A 24,764-nucleotide genomic window follows, 5' to 3' on the forward strand; every position below is an offset into this window, starting at 1 on the left:
GCTCATCAATGAGCCGGGTTTTTTATTTGCTGATGTTGGTTAACCGCGGTTAACCTAAGTAAACGCGTGCGTTGCGGAACATCCGCATCCACGGGCTGTCTTCACCCCAAGAATCCGGATGCCAGCTATTTGCCACGGTGCGGAACACCCGCTCAGGATGCGGCATCATAATGGTGACCCGACCATCAGGCGTGGTCAAACCGGTAATGCCTTCGGGTGAACCATTCGGGTTGGCTGGATACTGGGTTGCCACCGCACCTTTGTTGTTGATGTAACGCATTGCCACCAAGCCCTGCTCTTTCAGTTGCGCCAAGGCGTTGCCTTTGAATTCAGCACGGCCTTCGCCATGTGAAACAGCGATTGGCATTTTTGAGCCAGCCATATCTTGCAAGAACAGCGACGGGCTCTGCTGGATCTCAACCATGCTAAAACGTGCTTCGAAGCGCTCTGAACGGTTGGTCACAAAGTGTGGCCAGTGTTCCGCGCCTGGAATCAACTCACGCAAATTCGACATCATTTGACAGCCGTTACACACGCCTAAAGCGAAGGTTTTATCACGCTCGAAGAACGCCGCAAATTCATCGCGGGCACGACTGTTGAATAACACTGACTTGGCCCAACCCTCACCGGCACCTAACACGTCACCGTAAGAGAAACCGCCACAAGCGACCAGACCATTGAACTTCTCTAAGCTGACGCGGCCCGCTAAGATATCGCTCATATGCACGTCGACTGCGGCAAAGCCAGCTCGATCAAAAGCTGCGGCCATTTCGACGTGTGAGTTCACGCCCTGCTCGCGCAGAATCGCGACCACTGGATCACGTCCCGTATTGATATACGGTGCCGCTACATCTTCACTCACATCAAAGGTTAAATCAGCGAACAATCCGGTATCTGTTGCATCTTGCTTCGCTGCAAACTCTTCGTCCGCACAAGCTGGGTTGTCACGTAGGCGCTGCATTTGATGGGTGGTTTCCGCCCACACCTTACGATAGTGACTGCGCGCTTGTTGCAGCACTGCCTGACCATTGCGGGTGAATAACAATTGGTCGTTGTCAGTAACTTCACCTAGCACATGGAAATGTTCAGCCAAGCCTGCTTCAGTGTAAGCGTTTTGCACCTTTTCTAAATCGGCTTCACGTACCTGAATCACGGCACCTAACTCTTCATTGAACAGTGCAGCTAAATCATCCGCTACCAGCGAGTCGAGTGCGACATGGGCGCCACAATGACCGGCAAAAGCCATCTCGGCGACCGTGACAAACAAACCACCGTCAGAGCGGTCGTGATAGGCGAGGAGTTTCTTCTCGTGAATCAGCTGCTGAGTAGCAGTGAAGAAGCCCTTCAGCAATTGTGCATCATCAACATCTGGTGTTACATCGCCCAGTTGACGATACACTTGTGCCAGCGCAGAACCGCCCAAACGCGCTTTTCCGGCACCCAAGTCGAGCAATATGAGCTTGCTCGGACCTTGGTCAACGCGCAGCTGTGGCGTTACTGTACGACGTACGTCACGAACCCGGCCAAATGCCGTAATCACAAGGCTCAGTGGCGCAGTAACCGCTTTGTTCTCGCCGTCCTGTTGCCATTGGGTTTTCATCGACATCGAGTCTTTGCCAACTGGAATCGTGAGCCCCAGCGCCGGACACAATTCTTCGCCAACAGCTTTGACCGCTTCATATAGACCGGCATCTTCACCTGGGTGCCCAGCGGCGGCCATCCAGTTGGCGGACAATTTAATGTGCTTTAACTCGCCAATATCAGCGGCAGCGATATTGGTCAGCGCTTCGCCAACGGCAATGCGCGCTGACGCAGCAAAGTTGAGGAGTGCTAAAGGTGTGCGTTCACCCATCGCCATGGCTTCACCAGCATAAGTATCGTAACTTGCGGCAGTGACCGCCACGTCAGCTACTGGGATTTGCCATGGGCCAACCATTTGGTCGCGCGCCACCAGCCCGGTAACGCTACGATCGCCAATGGTGATCAAAAAGGTCTTTTCGGCAATCGTTGGCAAGCGTAATAACCGCTCCGCCGCTTCGTCCAGCTCGATGCCATCGCTGCGCAAGGCTTTGCCTTCAGCGCGCTTAGTTTGCACCTCGCGATGCATCTTCGGCGGCTTGCCAAGTAGCACATTCAGCGGCAAATCAATTGGAGTGTTGTCAAAATGCGCATCGGTCAGCGTGAGGTGTTCTTCTTCCGTCGCTTCACCGATAACGGCAAATGGCGCGCGCTCACGCAGACAGATTTCTTCAAATACCGCCATGCGCTCCGGCGCAATCGCCATCACATAGCGTTCTTGTGATTCGTTACACCAAATCGCCAGTGGCGACATGCCAGGCTCATCATTAGGCACCTGACGCAATTCAAAACGGCCACCACGACCACCATCGCTGACCAGTTCAGGCATGGCATTGGAAAGACCACCGGCACCGACATCGTGAATAAAAGCAATCGGGTTTTTGTCACCAAGCTGCCAACAGCGATCAATGACTTCTTGGCAACGACGCTCCATTTCTGGGTTGTCACGCTGTACTGAAGCGAAATCCAAATCGGCACTTGAGGTGCCTGAGGTCATGGATGACGCAGCGCCGCCACCAAGGCCGATATTCATTGCTGGGCCACCCAATACCACGAGTTTCGCAGCAACTGGGATCTCACCTTTTTCGACATGCTGTTCGCGAATATTGCCCATACCACCGGCAATCATGATCGGTTTGTGATAACCGCGAACTTCAATCCCGTTATGGCTATCGACCCGCTCTTCATAGGTGCGGAAATAACCAGTCAAAGCCGGACGGCCAAATTCATTGTTAAAGGCCGCACCACCTAGTGGACCTTCAAGCATGATATCAAGGGCGGTGACAATCCGATCAGGCTTGCCAAAGTCTTCTTCCCACGGCTGCTCGAAGCCAGGAATACGCAAGTTGGATACGCTAAAACCGACCAAGCCGGCCTTCGGTTTGGCACCGCGACCGGTAGCACCCTCGTCACGAATTTCGCCGCCTGAGCCGGTTGCGGCGCCGGGGAATGGTGAAATTGCGGTAGGATGGTTGTGAGTTTCGACCTTCATCAAAATGTGAATCGGCTCATGGAAATAGCTGTATTCACCAGCCGCTTGGCTGCCAGCTGGATAAGGATAGAAACGCCCAGCCTCTGACCCTGTCATGACCGCAGCGTTATCTTTGTAGGCCGAAAGAACGTGCTCTGGCGTGACCTCGAAGGTGTTCTTGATCATTTTGAACAAGGATTTGACCTGCTCCTTGCCGTCAATCGTCCAATCAGCGTTGAATATCTTGTGGCGGCAATGCTCAGAGTTTGCCTGAGCAAACATGTAAAGTTCGATATCGTTCGGATTGCGCCCCAACTTGGTAAAGTTCTCGTACAGATAATCGATTTCATCATCAGCCAGCGCCAGCCCCATCTCAATGTTGGCATTACGCAATGCTTCGCGACCACCAGCCAGAATATCAACCGACTGCAATGGCGCAGGTTCAGCGGCGCCAAATAATACCGATGCTTGTTCAAGTTCGGTTAATACAGTTTCGGTCATGCGATCGTGCAACGCAGCTTGTGCAGCGGCCAATTGCTCGGCAGATAAATCGCCGGCCAGATAGTAAGCAATGCCACGTTCGATTCGGCGCACGTTCTGCAGGCCGCAATTGTGAGCGATATCTGTGGCTTTTGATGACCATGGAGAAATAGTGCCTTGGCGCGGTGTAACCACCAAGAGTTGCCCTTGCGGAAGATGCTGGGCGCGGGCTGGACCGTAAGTTAACAATTGCTTAAGTACATTCCGATCGGCTTCGCTTAACTCGCTCTGAGCATCCACAAAGTGCATAAACTCGGCGTAAATACCTTGCACCGGAACATCAGCTTGCTGCAGACGTTGCAACAATTTTTCCGTTCGGAACTCAGACAGGGCTGGGGCGCCGCGTAATATCTCCACAGATCATTCTCCAGGTTGGCAAATAGGATGGCGTTTCATCGACCATTTGAAGCCGCGTATTATAGTCATTTTTCGATCACTTCACTACCGCTACGAGCTACTCGTCGGCAGACTTTTCGCACAGCCTAAACCATTTTTGGCGGCGTTCGTTTTGTAAGTGTCTTTGTTTGCGCAGCCATGCACGACGGCGTGAATGTTGACTTAATCTTTTGCTTTGCCGCATTAACGAGCCTCATCGCCACTGCCCATTGGCAGGGTTATTTGTAGGGGTTGTGCTGGAATGCGTCCGCGCTCGTCCAGCCACACCAAAGTGTCATAGTAGCGACGTATGTTCCCTACGTATCGCACCGGTTCGTCACCACGCGCAAAGCCAAAGCGGGTTTGACGATAATATTTTTTCTGTCGTAATAAGGGTAGACGCTTTCGCACATCGATCCAGCGATCGGGATCACCACCTTGGCGCTCGGTAAGGACGCGCGCATCTTCTAAGTGTCCGTAGCCGATGTTGTAGGCGGCTAATGCAAACCAGGTACGGTCGGGCTCTGGAATCCGTGCGGGGATAGTTTGCAGCATACGCTCGAAATAACGCGCGCCACCACGGATGCTCTCTTCAGGATTCAAGCGACTGGTAACGCCCATCGCTTCCGCTGTTGGCAAGGTCAGCATCATCAGTCCACGCACCCCAGTCGGTGACGTCGCGCGCGGATTCCAATGACTTTCTTGGTAAGAAATAGCGGCTAATAAACGCCAGTCGAGTGCGCCTGAATGCTCTACAAAAAAGTCGCGATACTTCGGTAGTGTCGTTTGTACCGCATCAATGAAGAAGCTGGTATCGACGTAGTTGAATTGCGATACGTGGCCAAAATGTTGGTCCACCAGCCGCGCCAGCTCACCTGACTGACGTAATTCACCAAAAAAACGAATCACCTCAGCATACAAAGAACCATCGCGCCCGGGTGCCAACATCCAACTGATATCAATGTTATCGCGAATGGTGAAAGCCACGCTGATATTGGGAAAGTAACGACGCTGCACATCGAGGATATTACTGTCAGTAATAGTGAAAGCGATGTCGCCTTCTATGACTGAGCGCAGCAGCTCAGTGGCATCATGCTCACTGGTAGCGCGCCACTTCAATTCCGGGTAATTCTTAGCATTGCGTTGCAACCAATCGTGGTGCGAACTGCCCGCTACCACGACCACTTCGGCATCGACATCGTCCCAATCGCGCGGACGCTCGCGCGCGCCTTGGCGATACACTAAGCGTTGTGAAATTTCTTGATACGGCGGTCCGAAGCGATAATTTTTGTCGCGCGACGGTGTACGATCGAGGCCAGCCGCGACCAAATCAACTTGTTGGTTATCGAGCAAGGTGAACAAGTCATTGACGTTGTAACGCGAGACAATTTGCAACTCGACATCGAGTTGTTCGGCGAAAGTTGCGGCAAGTGCATATTCAAGACCACTCTCACTTTCAGCATCGTGATAGTAAGTGGAGGGGCCAAGCAAAGTACCCACGCGCAATACCCCGCGCTGTTGGATTTCGTAAAGATGGTCGGGCTGCGGTTGTGGCGCGCAGCCAGCCAGTAGCAACAGTGCTAGCAAGCCGAACCAGCGCGCCATACTAGCTATTCCCACTCGATCGTAGCAGGAGGCTTACCTGAGATGTCGTAAACGACACGCGAGATACCGTCAATTTCATTGATGATCCGGTTCGAAACCTTTTCCAGCAATTCATAGGGTAAATGTGCCCAACGTGCGGTCATAAAGTCAATAGTTTCAACGGCACGTAACGCGATGACCCAGTCGTACTTGCGCGCATCGCCCATCACACCGACCGAACGCACCGGCAGAAATACCGCAAAGGCTTGGCTGACGTCGTGATAGATCCCTGCTTTGCGCAGTTCACTAATGAAAATGTGGTCCGCGCGACGTAGTAAGTCGCAGTACTCTTTTTTCACTTCGGCCAGAACGCGCACGCCTAAGCCCGGTCCTGGGAACGGGTGGCGGTAGAGCATGTCGTATGGCAAGCCGAGTTCTAAACCGATTTTGCGTACTTCGTCTTTAAACAATTCGCGCAACGGCTCAACCAACTGCAGCTTCATATCTTTTGGCAGGCCCCCCACATTGTGGTGTGACTTGATCACGTGGGCTTTACCAGTTTTCGAGCCAGCAGACTCGATCACGTCTGGATAAATGGTGCCCTGCGCCAAAAAAGAAACATCTTTGATGCTAGTGGCTTGCTCGTCGAAAATTTCGATAAACACGCGGCCGATAATTTTACGCTTCGCTTCTGGGTCTTTTTCGCCCGCTAAGGCGTCGAGAAAGCGATTTTCAGCATCGACGTGAACAATGTTCAGACCGTAGTGATCGCCAAACATTTCCATGACTTGCTCGGCTTCTTGCCAACGTAACAAACCGTTGTCGACAAACACACAGGTCAATTGATCGCCAATCGCGCGGTGCAACAACATCGCTGTGACCGAGCTATCTACGCCACCCGACAGACCTAACACAACTTTGCCGTTGCCAACTTGCTCGCGAATACGTGCAACCGCGTCATTAATAATGTGAGCGGCAGTCCAATTGGTTTCACACTCGCAGATTTCGACCACGAAGTGCTCAAGCATACGCATCCCTTGGCGCGTATGCGTCACTTCTGGATGGAACTGCACACCGTAAAAGTCACGCGTATCATCGGCCATTGCCGCAATTGGACAGGTTGGCGTTTGCGCGACAATATGGAAGCCTTCCGGTGCTTCAATCACTTTGTCACCGTGGCTCATCCACACATCAAGCAATGGATTGCCGTTCTCGTGAACTGCGTCCTCGATGTGGTGGAACAGTGGGCAAGGTTCTGTGCGCTCAACTTGCGCATAACCGAACTCACGCTCCAATGAACCTTGAACTTTACCACCCAGTTGCACGGCCATGGTTTGCATGCCGTAGCACACACCAAGAACCGGCACTCCAGCTTCAAATACGTACTCAGGCGCACGCGGTGAACCGTCTTCGGTTACTGACTCTGGGCCACCCGACAAGATAATACCGTTCGGATTAAAATTTTTGATGTCCTCGGCAGCGACATCCCAAGCCCACAGTTCACAGTAAACGCCAATCTCGCGAATGCGTCGCGCAATCAACTGAGTGTATTGCGAACCAAAATCTAAAATCAAAATGCGATGAGCATGAATATCTTGCATGTCGGCTTAACCCATTCGGTAGTTAGGTGCTTCTTTGGTGATTTGCACGTCGTGCACGTGCGACTCGCCCATACCGGCGGAAGTCACGCGGACAAATTGTGGTTTGGTACGCATCTCTTTAATGGTCGCACAACCGGTTAATCCCATAGACGAACGCAATCCGCCCATCTGCTGATGGATAATGTTCGAGATGGGTCCTTTATAGGCAACGCGACCCTCGATACCTTCTGGCACCAATTTTTCGGCCTCGTTGCTGGCTTGGAAATAACGATCGGAGGACCCATGGCGCTGATTCATCGCGCCTAGGCTACCCATGCCACGATAAGATTTGTAGTAGCGACCTTGATAGAGCTCAACTTCACCCGGCGCTTCTTCGGTACCTGCTAACATGCTGCCGACCATCACGCAGTCGGCGCCAGCGGCGATGGCTTTGGCGATGTCGCCAGAAAAACGAATGCCACCGTCGGCAATCACTGGAATACCTGTGCCTTTGAGGGCATCGACGGCATCGCTAATCGCGGTAATTTGCGGCACACCGCACCCGGTAACGATACGAGTGGTACAAATAGAACCTGGGCCAATACCGACTTTTACAGCGTCAACGCCTGCATCGGCAAGAGCCTTAGCGCCAGCGCCAGTGGCAACGTTGCCAGCAATGATTTGCAAATCTGGATACTGTTTACGGGTTGCTGTAACGCGGTCAATCACGCCTTGCGAATGGCCGTGTGAGGTATCGATGAGCAGCACGTCGACACCGGCTTCAACCAGTGCTGCGATGCGATCTTCTGTACCAGGACCGACACCTACTGCGGCGCCTACGCGCAAGCGACCGAGTTCGTCTTTACATGCGTTCGGCTTGTTTTCTGCTTTGGTGAAATCTTTTAAGGTGATCATGCCGCGCAAATGAAACGCGTCATCAACTACCAAGATCTTCTCAATGCGATGTTGGTGCATCAGTTCGAGAATTTCATCGCTGCTGGCACTTTCTTTGACCGTTACCAAGCGATCTTTCGGGGTCATGATGCTTTGCACGAGTTTGCTGTTGTCACTTTCGGCACGCGTATCACGACCGGTGATGATGCCAACCAATTCGCCGCTAGGCTCGACCACCGGAAAACCATGAAAGCCATGCTCGACGCTCAACGCACGAATTTCGCCAAGAGAGGTATCAGGGGTTACGGTAACAGGATCAGAAACCATGCCACTTTCGTATTTTTTAACCTTACGAACGTGCGCGGCTTGTTCTTCAATGGTCATGTTTTTGTGGACGAAACCAAGCCCACCTTCTTGCGCTAAGGCAATGGCGAGGGATGCTTCGGTGACGGTATCCATAGCTGCTGAGACCATCGGAATATTAAGTTCGATGCCGCGTGTCAGGCGCGTGCGCAGGTCAGCAGTGTGAGGTAAAACAGTCGAATGACCGGGGACGAGTAAAACGTCATCAAAGGTAAGAGCTTCTTGAGCGATTCTTAGCATGGCAACATCCCAATGGCTGAGTTAATGTTGCGGGCAGATTTTACTCGTAAACGGCTTTTCAGTAAACTGATTTTTTCTCGCGCAACTGGATTGCAAGCATGAATCAACCCGTTATTTTTACCGTTGCCCAACTAAATGCGGAAGTACGTCAAGTACTTGAGCAAGGCTTTGGTTCCATTTGGCTACTTGGTGAAATTTCCAACTTCGCCGCGCCAAGCTCAGGACATTGGTATTTTACCCTGAAAGATGAGCGTGCTCAGATAAAAGCGGCGATGTTTCGCAATGCCAATCAACGGGTCAAATTACGCCCGCAAAGTGGCATGCAAGTGTTGGTTCGAGCCAAGTTGACCGTCTACGAACCGCGTGGTGATTACCAGCTTATTGTCGAGCACATGGAAGATGCTGGTGCCGGCTTATTGCAACAGCGCTACGAACAGCTCAAGCGCAAGCTGCAAAGTGAAGGCTTGTTCGCTGCTGAGCACAAACAAAGCTTACCGTCGATCATTCGGCGCGTGGGTGTCATCACCTCGCCCACTGGCGCCGCGATTCGCGATATTCTGGCCGTGCTCAAGCGCCGCGATCCGCAACTCGAAGTGATTATTTACCCAAGTGCTGTGCAAGGCCAAGCAGCGGTGCAAGACTTACTCTTTGCACTGCAACGGGCCTGCGCGCGCAACGAGGTCGACGTACTGATCGTTGCTCGTGGAGGCGGCTCGTTGGAGGACTTGTGGTGCTTTAACGACGAGCAATTGGCTTATGCCCTGCACAGTTGTCCACTGCCGTTAATCAGTGCGGTTGGCCACGAAGTCGACTTTACCATTGCCGATTATGTTGCCGATGTCCGTGCGCCAACGCCGTCAGCAGCCGCTGAATTGGTCAGCCGTGACCAACGCGAAACGCTGCAAAGGTTGCGCCAGCTTGATCATCGCTTGCTGCAATTTTGGCAACGCCAGCGCGCCTTCCTGCAGCAGAGTTTGCAGCATTGGCAATTGCGGTTACAGCAACAGCATCCGCAACGCCGCTTACAACAACATAGTCAGCGACTCGATGAGTTAATGGCGCGTGCCGCCCACGGACTAAAGCAACGCCAACGGCAGGCACAACAGCGTTTTGACTACACCCAGCAACGCTTAGTTGCGTTGCATCCGCAGCGGCAAATCCAGCCGCTGCAACAACGGTTGTCGCAATTGGAGGGGCGTGCGCAATTGGCGATTAAACAATTGCTCAAACACTGGCAGCAGCGTCAGCTCGGCGCGGTGCAACAACTCCACATCGTTAGCCCCTTGCAGACCATTGCACGTGGCTATGCGGTGTTGCGCAAGCACGATGGCGAACTCATCCGTAGTCCGCAACAACTGGCCGACGGCGAGCGCTTTTCGGTACGCGTCGCTGATGGCGAGTTTACTGCAACGAAGAACAATAGCTAAAGCGATTGCAGGTACTGCAATAAGTAATACCACAACGGCAAGGTGACAAAACACAACAACACACCATAGCCGACGACAGCCGCAGCCAACGTTGGCGCTAGACCGGCCATGATGGCAAGTGCCCCTGCTGAAATCATGGCGGGCATGGCTGCTTCCATAATGGTTACTTGTACCGCCAATTGGTCAAGACCAAACCACATCAAGATCAGCAAGGCAATCAGCGGGGTAAGTCCTAACTTCAGCGCCAGCGCCCAGACCAACGGCCCGCGGTCTTGTTGCGGTAAGCGGAATTTCAGCTGAAAGCCCACCGCAACCATGATAACGGGCACCAGCGTAATCGCTAACGAATCAATAAAGTGTTGTGCGACCGTCGGATACTCAACCCCTTTCAACAACAGTGCTGCGACCAGTGCCACAAACGGCGGAAACTTAACAATTTTCCACGCAATGGTTTTGGCCGAAGGACGCTGCGTTGCTTGGCCCGGCTCATGACTGTACACCGCGGCAATGATAGTGGCGTAAATCGACAAAATGAAAAACGAGCCCAACTGGTCATAAAGCAGCGCATAAGGAATGCCCTCAGGCCCGAAAAATGCTTCGATCATCGGAAACCCGACAAAGGATGTGTTCCCCAGAGGGATCACAATTAACATGGCACCGGTGGTCGCCCGCGGCCACTGTCGCCACTTGGCAATTTTCAGCACTAACGGCACGGTGAGCACCAATAAGATCCAGGGAATCAGCGCTGGATAGAGTAATTCAGCGCCGAACGTAAGTAACGGAATCTTCTGCAATACCAACGCCGGTAAGGCCACGTAAATCACGTAAGCGTTGAGGATTTGCCCAGTATTTTGCGGAAATTGCGGGCTACGACGCAGTAACAAGCCAATCAGTACATAGCCAGCAATATAGAGAAAATTCGCCATCGTTCAGTAAGATTTGAGAATGATGGCGATAGTCTACTCGGTCTAAAGTGATTACGACAATTAGACTTTAGAAGCGGTGATGGATACCAACCCCTAAATAACGTTGCTCGTTCGCCAAAGTATCTAGATCACGACCCGTATACCACGCATAGACTTTGGTACTTTTGGCCAAGCGGTAATCGACACCAAACGACCATGCGTTGTCTTCGCCGGTATCAAAATCAATCATTTGATACTGCGCTTTGAGTTCGAAGTTACCGATTTTATGGCTAGCGCTGGTCAAGAAACCGTCTGCTTCGGCGCTGCCGTCAACCGCTTCCTGTTGATGCCACATCAGGCCCACGGTGGTCGCATCGCTGACTTTGGCATAACCGGCAAGACGCTCTACATCATAACCATCGACGTCACGATCCATCGCGGCACTGAGGTAGTAGTTGGTATCATCAAGACCGTCATCACCATAATACAGTGCCATCGAGTAACCATCGTCTTGGGTATCGCCTTCACTGAGGATGATGTTACCGGCGAAGCTAAAATTATGGAATGTTGGAGAGAGGTACATGATCGTGTTGTTGACACGGTTTTCACCCTCAAACACGACTTTGACATCGCCTTCATAGTTATTGAAGCGGTCGAGGTCGGCATACATATCTTTGAGGACGGTGTCATGACGGCCAACACGAATTTCACCGAAACTACCACGCAAGCCTACGTATTGGTCACGGGCATTGAAGTTGTTGTCGGCGTCAAAGTCAGTGATATCGACCGCCCACTCAAGCTGGTAGATAACCTCTAAATCGTCGGTGATTTGGGTTCCACCTTTGACCCCGATCCGTGAACCGTTGCTGACCAGTTCACTGTCACTGCCCTCGCCGTCATCGCTGCTTTGCAGAGAAACATCGGCACGGCCATAAAAGTCGAAGGTGATTTCGTCTTGCGCGAATGCACCAGTGCTGGTGAAGGCCACACCGGTTGCTAATACAGTCAGAAGGAATTTAGTCATTGCTGCCACCTAAAGTTGCCAAATCGTACACGGAATGCACAGCTGTGCATGAGACGCCGCGTATAATATGGCAACTTTATGACAGTTTAATGACTAAATGTCATTTTTTTTGCAGTTAGATGACTTTTACATGTCGCTTTTATGACGACTGTAGTTGTTTAATCCGTTCTGCTTGCTGTTGTTCAGCGGTCGCATAGCGCTCCCACTGCATCGCTGCCTTACGCGCATCATCAAAAGCTTTCGCTTTAGCAAATGCTTGTAACGCAGGATTATAATTCTCTTGCTCAAGTTCAGCCATACCTATGACAAGATACATGGTACCCGGCTTTTCGAGCTTGCCTTTGTCGAGAGCTAATTGAGCAGCAATAATAGCTGCTTCATATTGCTCAGCGTTCAACAACACCTGTGCGCGTTGCGCATCGAGTTCGCCGTCGTCACTCAGCTTGGCTGCGCGCTCTAAGGCATCGACCGCTTTTTCAGTTTCGCGTGCGGCGATCCAGCTTTGTGCGAGCATTTTTAAGTTGCGCAAATCGGCAGGCAGCTTCTCTTCTTTTAACGCGTACTCCATCACCTGACCGGCTTTGTAAGGGATACCGGCAAAGAAATAGCTCTGCACCAACGTCTGCAAATCTTGGCCTTTGGTTAAAAAGCCTTGTTGATAAGCAGCTTCCAGCATCGCTAATTGCTCTTGGTCGCGCTCGAGTTGTCCATAAACCCCGGCCAACTGAATCCAGTACTCAGGCTTATTGAAATGCTTGATCATTTTTTCAAGCACTTTTGCCACTTCCACGGTTTGCTCTAACTCAAAATGAATCGCTCGTTGCAACACATACCAATTTTCTTCGCCCGCGCCACCCGCTGCTTCAGCTTTGCCAATTGCGCGCTGAATAGGTGCTAATGCTGCAGCAAAGTCCCCTTTTTGATACAAGGCTTGGGCACGCAACACATCTGCTTTAGTCGCTTGCTCGTCGCCCATGAGCTGTTGCCACTGGTCAAGGTAGCTGAGTGTTTGCGCATAATCGCCTTGGCCCAGCGACAATTGCGCCAAGCTAAACAAGGTATTCTGCTTCAATGCTTCTGGAATTGGATCTTCTTGCACGACTTTAGCGAAATAGCTGATGGCTTGGTCGATGCGGTCTTCGCCATAGTGCATATAGCCATAGAAGTTCCACAACATCGCGCGTTCATAGCTGTTCATGCTACTGATCTTTGACTCAACAGTTTTCAGCGCGGCAATGCCACCACTGACGTCACCGTTGTCGGCGAGTTCTTGCGCACGAGCCAGTTGACTGTAGACCTGTTCGCGCAGTGCAGGAACTCGTTTCGTTTCTTGTGCTAAAGCTTGGGTAGCAAACACTTGTGCCACCACGGCAATGCTCATAACAGCAAGTAATTTACGCATCATATTGCTCCTAACCATCGATTTCGAAAGTGATGCGGTTCTGCACCCCTTCGACTTCAACCGCCTCGCCATTGACGACCCGCGGTTTGTACTTAAATTTCAGTACTGCATCCATGGCCGCCTGATCAAAAATCTGCTCTGGTTGCGCTTCGACAACACGCGGATTACGAACCGTACCTTGCTTGGTAACGGTAAATTCCACTACCACGTAACCTTCAATACCGCGCTGCAGTGCTCGTCGTGGATAAGCAGCCTGCACTTTTACAATGGGCAAGTACTCGCCGTCACTCGCATCCAGATTTAAGCCGCCGCCTAATGCCGTATCCGCTTGCACCTGTGCAGAAAAATCATAACCACCTGCATTAGGTTCAGCATCGCTACTAGTCATTTGTGGCTGCGGTAAATCCGGTGGCGGCTCCTGAGGTTCCGGTGGCCGTGCAGGTTTGCGTTCCTTTTCCTGCACTACTTCTTCGGGTTTCACTCGCACGAAATCCAACACGCTACCCTTGGGCGGTTCGCTCATCGCGCCGTCGCCACTGGTAATGAAGGACTGCATTAGAAAAAACAGACCTAGGGTTACCAGTGCTGCAACGACTAATGCTGCAATAAAACGCATAGTGTTTACTCTTCCTGCGCGGCTATGGAAACGTCATAGACGCCGGCAGCTCGTGCTGCATCCATAACTTTGATCAAAACTTCGGTGGTAGCGAGCTTATCGGCTTGAATCACCACTGAACCTTGTGGGTTCTCGGCGTACAAACGTTCGATGTTGGCTTGCACCGCACGCACGTCAACTTGACGCTTGTTGATCCAGATTTCGCCGGTATCACTGATCGCCACCAAAATACTGACTCGGTCTTTTTGTACCGCAGTCGCAGCATCAGGACGGTTCACATCAATCCCAGCTTCTTTGACGAAGGTAGCTGTCACAATAAAGAAGATCAGCATGATAAAAACCACGTCGAGCATGGGTGTCATGTCGATTTGCGCTTCTTCTTCGTCAATCAAATTTGCAAAATGTTGTTTCATACCAGACAACCCTCAATTAGTGCTCAAGTAGCATGCGGTCTTCGAGCTTCATGCGTTCGCGTTTTGCCGTGCGTTGCAACCAAGTAGTGGCAAATACGCCACTGAGCGCGCCGACCATGCCGGCCATGGTTGGAATAGTCGCTTTCGAGACGCCGGCTGCCATCGAGCGTGCATTACCGGTACCCGAAATGGCCATTACATCGAAAACTTCAATCATCCCGGTTACGGTGCCCATCAAACCTAGCAACGGACACAAAGCCACCATTGCTTGTAGAATCGGTAACCTGCCACCGAGCGCAATCGACACGCGCGAGATCATGGCCTGGCGAATTTGCTCTGCGCGCCAAGATGATTTATCTGCGCGAGCTTGCCAGTCGGCCAGCGCGGCCTTCTTTACTTGCTGATGGCCGCGGCTGTAGTAAAAAATGCGTTCTAGAATCATCAACCACATAACGAAGATGAGGATCCCGATGGCCAGCAGAACTTGGCCACCGGTTTCGACAAAATCTCGAATTGCATTTAAAAAATCGATGATGAACAGCATGGCTTAGTGCCCCCGCTCAGAGCGCTCCGCAATAATGCCCGATGCCTGCTCTTGCAACACGTGGACGATGTTCTTACTGCGCGTGTTCAAGGTTGCGAACAATAGTGTCATCGGAATTGCCACGACCAGACCCAGCACAGTTGTCACCAACGCTTGCGAAATACCACCCGCCATCAGTTTCGGGTCGCCCGTACCGAACAAGGTAATGGCCTGGAAGGTATTGATCATACCCGTTACGGTACCGAGTAGACCGAGCAATGGCGCGACCACAGAAATGATCTTGATGAAGGTGAGGTTGCGGGTGATTTTCGGCACCTCGCGTAAAATCGCCTCACTTAATTTCAACTCAAGGGTTTCGGTGTCAACTTGCGGATATTTATCCTGTACCGCCATCACCCGACCCAGAGGGTTATCCTGCTTCGCTTCGCTCTGTTTCAACTGGCGCTTCACTTTGCCACCCATCAGGGTAAGGGTAACGAAACGCTCAAGCGCAATGAGCAAACCAATGATGCCAAGGGCGATAATGATGTAACCTACGGTGTCACCTTGGTCGATACGCTCTTTCAGATTTGGTGCTTGGACCAACAAGCCAAGAATCGAACCACCGGTTGGATCAAGACCAAATTTGACCGGTTGCTCATCACCCTGCTCGAGGGCTTCTGCAGTTGCCGTAAAGCGACCACTTGGCTGACGAATCAATTCAGCGACTGCATCGGTCCCTGGTACCAATTCCAGATATTGACCGTCGGCGACCATATTAAAGGTACCCACACGCACGACCGGCTTGGTGACTTTTTCACCATTGGCTAGCGTTACTTCGGTTTCAAAGTTGCTGACCTTGCCCGACTCAGTCATTTCTTGCTGTAACGCGAACCACACTGACTCGATTTCTTCGATGCTGGCAAGCTTCGAGCTCGAGCCCATTTTCTGTGCTAAGTCACTTAACGCATCGCTGCGTCCTGGAAACTCCACCGACACATAAGAGTTCTGCAAGGTACTTGCTGTATCACCAGCCACCTGCTGTAACACACCGAATAACTCTTTTAATGAGCCCATACGCTGCGTTAGCGCATCTTCAAGCGCGGCTAAGTCACGTTCATTGGTTTCAAACTGACTCTCTAGCTCAGCACTCAGTTGCTCAAGGCGATCGCGCTGGGCGATAGCCTCGCGTAAGATTTGCGCTTGCTCGGCTGCTTGCGCTTGAAAGCGTGCTTCACGGGCTTGGTTATCTTGGGTTTGGGCAAATTTGCCGTCTTTCAATTGCTGTAGTAACTCATCCAAGTTCACTGGTTCTTGCGCCGCTAGCGGCATTGCAAAAACGAGACCCACAGCTGCAATAAGATGCTTGAGTTTCAACATGATTATTCTCCTGCCTGCGCGCCGTCAGTGAAAATTGGCAACATCAACAAATCTGGTGCCAGCTGTTTGCGTGCGATGCGCAATGCTTCTTGCACGTCACTTGCGTAACTTGCGTCGAGCTCTTGCCATTCACGCGCTTGTTGGTTCCATACCGCGAGGTGTTCACCATTACGTGTTTTGTAGATAAATACCGTGCGCCCAACACGCAGGAATTCGACTTCTTGCGCTTGACCGTTGACGTCCATTTCACCGTTGTAGGCTTCGATGGTGCGACCATAATCAGCTTCAATTTGGTAGGCTTCCATTACCCGACGAAACTTCTCAGACACATCAACGTCAGCGCGATCCATCAAGTCTTGTAATCCGGCAATACGATTAGCGCGCTCATCGGCTAAGAACGGAACATCTAGCTCAACAAAGGTCTCAAGACTCTCAATCATGCGTAGCATCAAAGGAGTGATTTGGCGTTCCACCACACTCACTTCGTCAATCGACGCATTCAAATCAAGCTGCTCTTGCTCTTGAAAGTCGATCTGTCGCTGCAATTGCTGCACATAGACTTCAAGGCCAGAAATTTGACGGTTGATTTGCTTGTATTGCTGCATCCGTTCTTGCGTGGTGTCAGCAATTTTGTCGACGGTAAGTTGTGATGAGCGGGCCGCTTGGTTGATTTCTGTTGCCGCGTCGACAACAGGCTCAAGTGCCTGCTCTTGGGCGAGAGCACTGGTGCTTGCTAACAATGCAGCAAGTACCATGGTGCGGGCAAAACATGCTTTCATGGAAGTACCTTGCACACGTAATGAATGATGGTGTGCAAGATACGTCACTTCTGTGACAGCTTAGTGACTGCTTTATGTCAGTTATATTTCAAGATGAACTTTTTTTGTTACTTTCATTGAAGTTTCGTGTCATTTCACGCATATCAATACCGCTAGGATGCTGGAACACGCGCAAACCGAACTCAGGTAAAATCGAAAGTAGATGGTCAAAAATATCTGACTGTATCCCCTCGTACTCAGTCCACGCCGTGGTGTTGGTAAAACAATACACCTCAAGGGGCAAGCCGTCGGCAGTAGGATTCAACTGCCGTACCATGAGTGTCATTTCTTGGTGGACATTCGGGTGGTTCTTTAAATACTGCAGCACGTAGGCTCGGAAAGTACCAATGTTGGTAATGCGTCGCGTATTGACGGGCTCTTTACCTTCATCCTTGAGCTGTTGATTCCAGTCATCGATTTCTTGCTGCTTCGTCTTAAGATAATCGCGCAATAAACGAAAACGCTTCAGCGAACTCAGTTCGTCTTCGGTGAGGAAATGCAAACTCTGCTGATCGAGCAACACGCTGCGCTTAATCCGTCGTCCCCCGGACTCTTGCATACCACGCCAGTTTTTAAACGGGTCTGAAATAAACCGCCGCGTTGGGATAAATGTGATGGTCTTATCCCAGTTCTGCACTTTCACTTGGTGCAGGGCGATATCGATAACGTCACCGTCGGCATTCAAGTTGGGCATTTCGACCCAATCCCCAACGCGAATAATATCATTCGAGGTGATTTGCACGCTCGCCACTAAACTCAGCAACGTATCTTGGAATACCAACATCAGCACCGCGGCCATGGCACCCAAACCCGAGAGCAAAATGACCGGCGATTTATCAATCAAAACGGCGATCATCAAAATGGTGGCCACCGCGTAAATCACGATTTTGGTGACTTGGATATAACCCTTAATGGGCCGCTCGTGCGCGTCGGGCTGACGCTCATAAAGCATATTAACGATAGTTAAAGTGCCACTGATCGCACGGGCAATGGTGATAACGATAAAGGCGTAGCAAACATTAGTCACAACAATGGTGATTTCTTCGACCAGATTCGGCACTGAGCTAATACCAAAGGCAATCACCAGCGCCGGCACCACGTTGGCAAGTCGTGCCACAATATTCCGCTCAATGGCCTGGCGGTCTTTACCGGCTGGGGTATAGGTTAAAATCCGTAACAAGCCACGCAGCAGAATCTTCTTCACTACGAAGTTGGCCACCCAAGCCCCGACCAGTAATAGGCCAAGCTTGGTCAAGGTGTCCATGTCGGGATGTTCAATCAGCCACTTTTCAGCGGTATCAAGTTTGTCTTTCAGTTCCTGCTGCATAAGATCCGTTATTCGTTATTCGTGATTCGTGATTCGTGATTCGTGATTCGTTAAAGAGTAAACCATGGGGATCGTCTTTTCTATACGATTATTAGCCAAATTTACCTATCTTTAAGTCACTCGTATTTTCCTCACCCTAACGAATAACGAACAACGAGTAACGAAAAAAGGGAGCCGAAGCTCCCTTTGTAGATGAAATCAACCGTGCCATCAGAACGAGTAGCTGTATTCCAAACTAATCGCAGTGCCGACATTACGGCTTTGGATGGTACGACCGTTTTGCTCGATTTCAACGTCATCGCCAAGCAAGTTTTGCACTTTAAACTTCAGCTTTGAATTGAAGTCTGGATAGTAAGTGTAAACCGCGTCAAGGCTGTGGAACGGTTGTTCGAAGGCATCATCGATACCGACTTCACCCTGCTTTACCCCAGCGAAAGCGATGCGCTCACCTGCTACGTTGTAAATCAACGATGCACTGTGTTCACCATTGAGTGAGTCGTAACCTAACTGCAAGTTAGCGACATACTCAGAGTGACCCGTCATGCGGCGGGTGTTGTTGGTCAACTCGACGTTACCGGTGTTGGCGATGCTAATCTCTGAATCCGACAAGGTCACGTTACCAGTTAAGAATAAACCGTCGGTGATGCTGGTTAGGTCTTTCAGGAACTCAAATTCGATCCCGTAAACTTCACCGGCTTGACCATTCAGGAAGGTAATCACTCGGTCGGAGTCGGTACCTTTTGCTTCTACTGCTTCGATTGGGTTTGCCAAATCTTTGTAGAATGCTGCGACCGAGTAGTTTTCACCAGACGGTAGGTACCATTCCCAACGCACGTCGAAGTTATCGATATCGGTCGTTTGCAGTTCGCTGTTACCGCGTACCTTGAAGTTGGTGATTGGGTCAACGAAGATAACTTCGGTAAGTTCACGCAAGTCTGGACGCACCACTGTGCTGCCGTAACCAAAGCGCAACTGCATTTCGTCGTTGAGCTGATAAGTCAGCGCCAATGAACCATAGATGTCATCTTCCATACGACCGGCTTCAGCTGGGTCACCAATCATGGTCATGTCGCGGATATCAAGTTGAGCCGCCACTTGCGTGTACTGTTCCCAACGCAAACCACCACTCACACGCCAATCTTGATTCACCTGGACGTCGAGCAAACCATAGCCAGCTTCAATTTGCTGTGCGGCTAAGTAGTTTGGGTCGGTCGCCGTAGGCGCACCAAATAGGGCTAAGCCAAACTCGCCATTGGTCAGGTTGGCATCACTGAACAGATCGTTATAGCCGACGTTGACGAGGTCTTCGTTAGCAACTTGTTCAGCACTGATAGCGAACCGACGTGAAAAAGATGAGCGTGCTTTTTTCGATACTTGACCACCACCTTTGACCAAAATCTCCATATCGGCCAAATAAAGTGGTAACTCACCATCTACACGCCAATCTTGCGCATCATCTTGCAACGTTTGATATTGCAAAGTGGTCGCTGTACGCGTCTGTTGGAACGCTAAATCGCCAATACCTTCACCCAAATCACGATTGTTGATGCGACGATAAAAGACTTCACCTGGTGCATCTCGGTTCGCGCGCGAATCAGCGTATTGCCAATCTAACGCAAAGCCCCAAAACTGCGGGAAGTAATGCGAACCACGGATCTGATTGGTCAATAATTCGCGTTGTTCGTAGCGAATATCCGTATCGTAGTAGCTTAGGTTGTCTTCGTCGATTGAGTTGGGTGTCTCAATACCGCCTTGCTCAACGCGATCAGCGGTGTTACGCAAGAAGATGGTCGAGGTTTCAACCTTGTGATAGTCACCCACTTGAATACCAAAGTTCAACAAGCCGCTGACTTCGACATCTTGTTGGGTTACGCGCGTTTCACTGCGTTGATTCACCACCGCTTCGCCATTAGCGATACCCAGTACTTCTTCAGTTTCTTCAGTATTTGACCAGCTGGTGTCGTAATCGATACCCGCCAAGAAGCCGAAAGTGATGTCGCTACCCAAGTCGTAGTTGTTACCGTAGGTCAGTGAGCCTTTGATATCTGGACTCATAGACTTGCTGTAAACTTCGTTTTGGGTATTCAGTGATGCCGCTAAGTTACGGTTAATCACTGCCGCATCGGCAAATGAAATACCTTCATAAGTAGCAATGTTAGCGGTGTTGATAGACTCCTGGTAACGGGCCAAGGCTTCCAGCATTTCTGCTGACAAGGCACGCGTGCCATCGTCTTCACCCATCCAGTCATCGCCACCACCAGAGTAACTCAAGCCGTCATCTGAAAAATTGGTGTTGTAGCCAGTGCCTATCGACACATCGAACACTTCTTCAGAAGGGATTGAAACGGTGCGGATATCAACGTTACCACCGCCAAAATTGGCTGGCATGTCAGGTGAGTAAGACTTTTGCACCGACATGCTCTCGATGATGCTCGCTGGGAACATGTCGAGTGGAATAACGTTACGCGTCGGGTCCGGCGAAGGTACTGAAGCACCATTTAATTGAGTGCTTGAATAACGCTCACCAAGACCGCGCACATAAATAAATTTACCATCGACAAGGGTCAAGCCAGTAACACGACGCAACGCCGCTGCCGCATCGCTATCACCGGTGCGCGAGATTTGCTCGGCACCAAGAATATCAGCAACGAAAGCTTGTGCTTTACGTTCTTCTACGACTGCCGCCGCAGAACCTTGCAACCGTGTTCCTGTGGTAACCACTTCTTCGATAGCGGTGTCGCTGCTGGTCTGCTCGTCTTGCTGAGCATAAGCAACTGAACTAGACAACGCGAGCGCAATCGCAAGGCCTAGCTTACTTTGATTTAATACAGCCTGCTTTTTCATAGGAAACTCCGAGTGCGTGACATGAGAATTACGGGGAAAGTTGCACATCCATGTGCCCCTAATCCTTGCTTAGTCGCGCAGGCCTACGGTCCAGCCGTTGGTCCAATCGTCGTCTTCGCTCACCGCACCGATGAAGTCTACGTCATCAAAGAATGGGTCGATGCTGCTCAGGTCAGTTTTCGGAGTTACAGTTACTGGCGCGCCAGAACCGTCAGTGATTTCGCTGGCGGTTACGTAACCAGAAGTCAGTACCCCTGCAGTTTCATCAAGGGTCACGTTAGAAGCTACGCCTTGGAACCAGTCTTGGGTAGTGGTGTCAGCGAAGTTTTCGCTACATGCAATCACTGAGTTTTCGATGGTCAAGTCACCTGCTTGCGCTGCTGCAACGGTAGCTGAGTTGTCGATTTCAAGACACTCGCCACGCGCTTCAGTGATCAAGAAGTTGTACATTGCACCGTGGGTACCTTCACGTACCAACACACCTTCAGACTCATCTGAACCGTCAGTCGCAGTCAAAGAACCGATTGAAGTGAAGTTTGCAATAATTGGGTTTGAGTATGGCGTTGCATCGTTGTTACCGCTGTTACCATCGGCTTCGATAGCACGGTTAGCACGGTCGTCTGCGTGTTTGACCAAGATATACTGGATTTTACCTTGCCAGCCATCAGCCCAGTCCAACGAGTCATCGTCGTTACCGGTCAACACCACGTTTTTCACGTTAGCTGCGCCACCGAAGAACTCGATACCGTCGTCCAAGTTATTGTGTACTTGGATGTATTCAAGTGTAGTACCAGAACCTACCGCGTTGAAGGTAATACCGTTCAGCTCGTTATCCAATGAGACTTCGTAACCAGCATACTTAACCAGTACGTAACGCATTACACCAGAGTTGTCTGCGTTGTCGTCTCCGCCGTAGAAGCCAGCGCCGCCTTCACCTTGCAGTACGCAGTTGGCCAAGTCGTTTTGGTCACATTTGTTCGAGATACCGAAACCGTTGATCACCACACCGCCCCACAAGCCACGAGCGTTAGGGTTAGTTACCAAGCCATCAAGCTCTTGCACTGAAGTGAAGGTGATCGGCGCGTTGCGGTTACCGTCAGCCACGATGTCGGCACCACGAGCGATACGAACAAAGGCATCGCCGTCTTCAAATGCGACAGTAGCGCCCGCATCGATAGTTAAGGTTGGGCCATCACGATTCACACTTGCTGTTGCTTCAACGTTTTCACCAATGTACAAACCGTTCGGGAAAATGTGCGCGCCGCCTGGCAATTCAACCAAACGGATATCAGTAGTCACTGGGCTTTCTGGAGTTGAGAAGCTGCGTGGGTACACGCAATCTGCGCCAATTTTCTCACCACGAACTTGGGTACCTGACACTTCGTACGAAGCACAGTTGTTGGTGTCAGTGGTACCGCCACCGTTGTTGGTAGTATTTGAGTTATCGATTGAAGTTGGGGTCAAGTTGATGTCGCCACCACAACCAGCTAAGAACATAGATGCGGTAAGAGCAGACAAGGCAAAAGCTTTAGTGCGATTCATGAGAGTCTCCGTAGGATGACGATGAAATTTAATTTTCGAGGGGCACTTTAAAGTCGCTATGTGACAGCGCGGTGACACCAATATGAACCCTTCATGACAGCATTCAGAGCTAGCTATTGCGCTCAATATTAAATGGGATACACTGACCACAAGATAAAAATGAGAAGCTAGATGGCCGGTACCACCAGTATTTCCAAGTCACTATTGACCAACGTTTTGTCAGTGTATTTTGTCCTTACACTGATGGTTACTTGTGTGCAATTAATGGGTGAGTACTTTGATACGAAGAGCCAACTGGTCGAAGAATTGCAGAATCAGCAGAGTACCTTTAGCAACTCGTTAGCGCGTTCATTGTGGGAATATAACGATGAGCAAATTGAGCTGATTGCCGAGGGTCTGATCAACATTCCAGCCATCGCTGGTATCATTATTCGCGATGAAAACGGCGAAATTGTGGTTAAACTTGGCCTAACCGAGAGTCTCAACTCGCTGAATATCACCCGAGACGTTGAAGACCTCGTCATCGAAGAATACAACGGCTTATTTGGTTATTATGCATCGATTATTTTTGAATTTGCTGGTGAATCGAATCGCGTTGGCGATGTAACCCTCTATTCCACTCGTGACATCGCCCTAGATCGCATAAAGTTCAGCTTGTACTTTATCTTCGGCAACGCCATCGTCAAAAGTACTTTTCTGATCGTATTGTTCACTTTGGCTTTCAACCGCATGTTGAACCGGCCGATGAGTATGCTGACCCAACAAATACGTAATTTCCGCCTTGATGATTTAACCCATTCGCGGATTAACCTCAAGGATAACCGCCACGCTGAATTCACCATGCTAGAGCAAGCGTACAATCAGTTGCTAGATAACATTGAAGATTATCAAATCGATTTGAAGCGCACTGAACAACAGTTGTTGCAAGCGAATCGGCAATTAGACGAGCAAAATGCCATGCTCGAACAAGAGGTAGCCCGCAAAACATCTAGTCTTAGCCAAGTACTAACTGACCTTGAAGGACAAAAGAACGAGTTAGAGCGACGCCAAGACAAATTAGTTAAAGAGATCCGGCAGCGCAAACTCATCGAAGAAGACCTGCGCGAAACCAACGAGGAATTACAAAACTCTGTCACTGCCTTTGAGCGCGTGCAAGATCAACTCATTGAATCCGAGCGCCTCGCGTCACTCGGCCGCTTAGTGCCGGGCATTACCCATGACGTTAGCACGCCGATTGGTATCGGTATTACGGCAACCAGCGTTGCGCGCGAGAAACTCGAGTCGATTCAACAAGCACTGGCAAATCGCGAACTGACTTCAGCTCAATTAGAGGAATTATTGACGGCGAGCTTAGAAAGCGTGCACTTAGCTGAAAGTAATCTCGACCGCGCATCTGAGTTACTAGGGGGCTTCAAGCAGGTGGCCGTCGACCAGACCTCCGACGCGGTTCGTGAGATTGAATTACAAAGCTATTTAAGCAGTTTACTCACTACCTTACGACCGAAGTTTAAGGCAACCCCACATAAGGTAGAACTCGATATTGTTGAGCCGCTCACCGTGCGCTGCAACGCCGGAGCATTAGCGCAAATCATTTCAAATATTGTGTTAAATTCGCTCCTCCATGCATTTGACGATACGCAACAAGGCTTAATAAAAATTCGTGCCGAGCGTGCTGGCGATCGACTCATCTTGCGCTGCAGCGACAACGGCAAAGGTTTGAATGAAGAGCAACTCGAACACCTATTTGAACCTTTTTACACCACCCGCCGTGAACGCGGCGGCAGTGGTTTAGGTACCCACATTGTGCGTAACCTTGTGGTGCAAACCTTTGGTGGTAAAATTTCCGTGAAATCAGCCCCCGGTGCTGGGCTTTCTTATACGATTGAACTTCCCGTCCAATTCAGTGACCGTTAAGGTC

General features: G+C 50.7%; 17 protein-coding genes. 2 read left to right on the top strand and 15 right to left on the bottom strand.

Features of this window, described 5'->3' with window-relative positions; translation table 11 throughout:
* Window positions 1-49: 49 nt before the first annotated feature.
* The 4 genes from purL to guaB form a co-directional block, all read right to left on the bottom strand.
* A complete protein-coding gene (gene purL, locus IDAT_RS08750; RefSeq protein WP_034732887.1) occupies window positions 50-3,946 on the bottom strand; it encodes a phosphoribosylformylglycinamidine synthase in 3,897 nt (1,298 codons plus the stop codon).
* A gap of 222 nt (window positions 3,947-4,168) precedes the next feature.
* The gene (gene mltF / locus IDAT_RS08755) at window positions 4,169-5,569 is read right to left on the bottom strand and encodes a membrane-bound lytic murein transglycosylase MltF (protein ID WP_034732889.1); all 1,401 of its coding nucleotides are present in this window, start codon (window positions 5,567-5,569) and stop codon (window positions 4,169-4,171) included.
* Between the two features lie 5 nt (window positions 5,570-5,574).
* The gene (guaA, locus tag IDAT_RS08760) at window positions 5,575-7,149 is read right to left on the bottom strand and encodes a glutamine-hydrolyzing GMP synthase (protein WP_034732891.1); all 1,575 of its coding nucleotides are present in this window, start codon (window positions 7,147-7,149) and stop codon (window positions 5,575-5,577) included.
* Between the two features lie 6 nt (window positions 7,150-7,155).
* On the bottom strand, window positions 7,156-8,625 hold the full coding sequence (gene guaB, locus IDAT_RS08765) for an IMP dehydrogenase (protein WP_034732893.1): 1,470 nt from the start codon (window positions 8,623-8,625) through the stop codon (window positions 7,156-7,158).
* Window positions 8,626-8,723: 98 nt separating this feature from the next.
* Between guaB and xseA the strand changes: the two genes are divergently transcribed.
* Window positions 8,724-10,052 carry an exodeoxyribonuclease VII large subunit gene (gene xseA, locus IDAT_RS08770; RefSeq protein WP_034732895.1) on the top strand — a complete coding sequence of 443 codons (1,329 nt, stop codon included), beginning with the start codon at window positions 8,724-8,726 and terminating at the stop codon, window positions 10,050-10,052.
* Here xseA and IDAT_RS08775 read toward each other — a convergent pair.
* The 11 genes from IDAT_RS08775 to IDAT_RS08825 form a co-directional block, all read right to left on the bottom strand.
* Window positions 10,049-10,978, bottom strand: a complete 930-nt coding sequence (locus tag IDAT_RS08775; protein ID WP_034732897.1) for an AEC family transporter — start codon at window positions 10,976-10,978, stop codon at window positions 10,049-10,051. The two genes, xseA and IDAT_RS08775, sit on opposite strands and share 4 nt — an antisense overlap.
* 67 nt (window positions 10,979-11,045) lie before the next feature.
* Window positions 11,046-11,981, bottom strand: a complete 936-nt coding sequence (locus IDAT_RS08780) for a porin (RefSeq protein WP_034732900.1) — start codon at window positions 11,979-11,981, stop codon at window positions 11,046-11,048.
* A 139-nt stretch (window positions 11,982-12,120) separates the two neighbouring features.
* Entirely contained in the window at window positions 12,121-13,386 is a 1,266-nt protein-coding gene (locus IDAT_RS08785) for a tetratricopeptide repeat protein (RefSeq protein ID WP_156099507.1), read from the bottom strand.
* A 7-nt stretch (window positions 13,387-13,393) separates the two neighbouring features.
* On the bottom strand, window positions 13,394-13,999 hold the full coding sequence (locus IDAT_RS08790; RefSeq protein ID WP_034732902.1) for an energy transducer TonB: 606 nt from the start codon (window positions 13,997-13,999) through the stop codon (window positions 13,394-13,396).
* Window positions 14,000-14,004: 5 nt separating this feature from the next.
* The gene (locus IDAT_RS08795; RefSeq protein WP_034732903.1) at window positions 14,005-14,412 is read right to left on the bottom strand and encodes an ExbD/TolR family protein; all 408 of its coding nucleotides are present in this window, start codon (window positions 14,410-14,412) and stop codon (window positions 14,005-14,007) included.
* A 16-nt stretch (window positions 14,413-14,428) separates the two neighbouring features.
* Entirely contained in the window at window positions 14,429-14,956 is a 528-nt protein-coding gene (locus IDAT_RS08800) for a MotA/TolQ/ExbB proton channel family protein (protein WP_034732906.1), read from the bottom strand.
* Between the two features lie 3 nt (window positions 14,957-14,959).
* Complete coding sequence (locus IDAT_RS08805; RefSeq protein WP_034732915.1) at window positions 14,960-16,315, bottom strand: MotA/TolQ/ExbB proton channel family protein; 1,356 nt, start codon at window positions 16,313-16,315, stop codon at window positions 14,960-14,962.
* 2 nt (window positions 16,316-16,317) lie between these two features.
* Window positions 16,318-17,094 (bottom strand): DUF3450 domain-containing protein, encoded by a 777-nt coding sequence (locus tag IDAT_RS08810; RefSeq protein ID WP_034732917.1) that lies wholly within the window; start codon window positions 17,092-17,094, stop codon window positions 16,318-16,320.
* A gap of 88 nt (window positions 17,095-17,182) precedes the next feature.
* Entirely contained in the window at window positions 17,183-18,460 is a 1,278-nt protein-coding gene (locus IDAT_RS08815) for a mechanosensitive ion channel family protein (protein ID WP_156099508.1), read from the bottom strand.
* Between the two features lie 210 nt (window positions 18,461-18,670).
* Window positions 18,671-21,304 (bottom strand): TonB-dependent receptor domain-containing protein, encoded by a 2,634-nt coding sequence (locus tag IDAT_RS08820; protein ID WP_034732919.1) that lies wholly within the window; start codon window positions 21,302-21,304, stop codon window positions 18,671-18,673.
* Between the two features lie 69 nt (window positions 21,305-21,373).
* Window positions 21,374-22,846: a hypothetical protein gene (locus IDAT_RS08825; protein WP_034732921.1), complete on the bottom strand. Its 1,473-nt coding sequence runs from the start codon at window positions 22,844-22,846 to the stop codon at window positions 21,374-21,376.
* A 171-nt stretch (window positions 22,847-23,017) separates the two neighbouring features.
* Here IDAT_RS08825 and IDAT_RS08830 point away from each other — a divergent pair, with 171 nt between their 5' ends.
* Window positions 23,018-24,760, top strand: coding sequence for a sensor histidine kinase (locus IDAT_RS08830; protein WP_034732923.1), 1,743 nt, complete (start codon window positions 23,018-23,020; stop codon window positions 24,758-24,760).
* Window positions 24,761-24,764 lie beyond the last annotated feature (4 nt).

It is taken from the genome of Pseudidiomarina atlantica (assembly GCF_000753735.1).
Taxonomy (GTDB): Bacteria; Pseudomonadota; Gammaproteobacteria; order Enterobacterales; family Alteromonadaceae; genus Pseudidiomarina; species Pseudidiomarina atlantica.

Excerpts from the sequence above, each read along its gene's own strand:
- mltF (WP_034732889.1), bottom strand. The coding sequence starts at position 5,569 with ATGGCGCGCTGGTTCGGCTTGCTAGCACTGTTGCTACTGGCTGGCTGC.
- guaA (WP_034732891.1), bottom strand. The coding sequence starts at position 7,149 with ATGCAAGATATTCATGCTCATCGCATTTTGATTTTAGATTTTGGTTCG.
- guaB (WP_034732893.1), bottom strand. The coding sequence starts at position 8,625 with ATGCTAAGAATCGCTCAAGAAGCTCTTACCTTTGATGACGTTTTACTC.
- xseA (WP_034732895.1), top strand. The coding sequence starts at position 8,724 with ATGAATCAACCCGTTATTTTTACCGTTGCCCAACTAAATGCGGAAGTA.
- IDAT_RS08775 (WP_034732897.1), bottom strand. The coding sequence starts at position 10,978 with ATGGCGAATTTTCTCTATATTGCTGGCTATGTACTGATTGGCTTGTTA.
- IDAT_RS08780 (WP_034732900.1), bottom strand. The coding sequence starts at position 11,981 with ATGACTAAATTCCTTCTGACTGTATTAGCAACCGGTGTGGCCTTCACC.
- IDAT_RS08785 (WP_156099507.1), bottom strand. The coding sequence starts at position 13,386 with ATGATGCGTAAATTACTTGCTGTTATGAGCATTGCCGTGGTGGCACAA.
- IDAT_RS08790 (WP_034732902.1), bottom strand. The coding sequence starts at position 13,999 with ATGCGTTTTATTGCAGCATTAGTCGTTGCAGCACTGGTAACCCTAGGT.
- IDAT_RS08795 (WP_034732903.1), bottom strand. The coding sequence starts at position 14,412 with ATGAAACAACATTTTGCAAATTTGATTGACGAAGAAGAAGCGCAAATC.
- IDAT_RS08800 (WP_034732906.1), bottom strand. The coding sequence starts at position 14,956 with ATGCTGTTCATCATCGATTTTTTAAATGCAATTCGAGATTTTGTCGAA.
- IDAT_RS08805 (WP_034732915.1), bottom strand. The coding sequence starts at position 16,315 with ATGTTGAAACTCAAGCATCTTATTGCAGCTGTGGGTCTCGTTTTTGCA.
- IDAT_RS08810 (WP_034732917.1), bottom strand. The coding sequence starts at position 17,094 with ATGAAAGCATGTTTTGCCCGCACCATGGTACTTGCTGCATTGTTAGCA.
- IDAT_RS08815 (WP_156099508.1), bottom strand. The coding sequence starts at position 18,460 with ATGCAGCAGGAACTGAAAGACAAACTTGATACCGCTGAAAAGTGGCTG.
- IDAT_RS08820 (WP_034732919.1), bottom strand. The coding sequence starts at position 21,304 with ATGAAAAAGCAGGCTGTATTAAATCAAAGTAAGCTAGGCCTTGCGATT.
- IDAT_RS08825 (WP_034732921.1), bottom strand. The coding sequence starts at position 22,846 with ATGAATCGCACTAAAGCTTTTGCCTTGTCTGCTCTTACCGCATCTATG.
- IDAT_RS08830 (WP_034732923.1), top strand. The coding sequence starts at position 23,018 with ATGGCCGGTACCACCAGTATTTCCAAGTCACTATTGACCAACGTTTTG.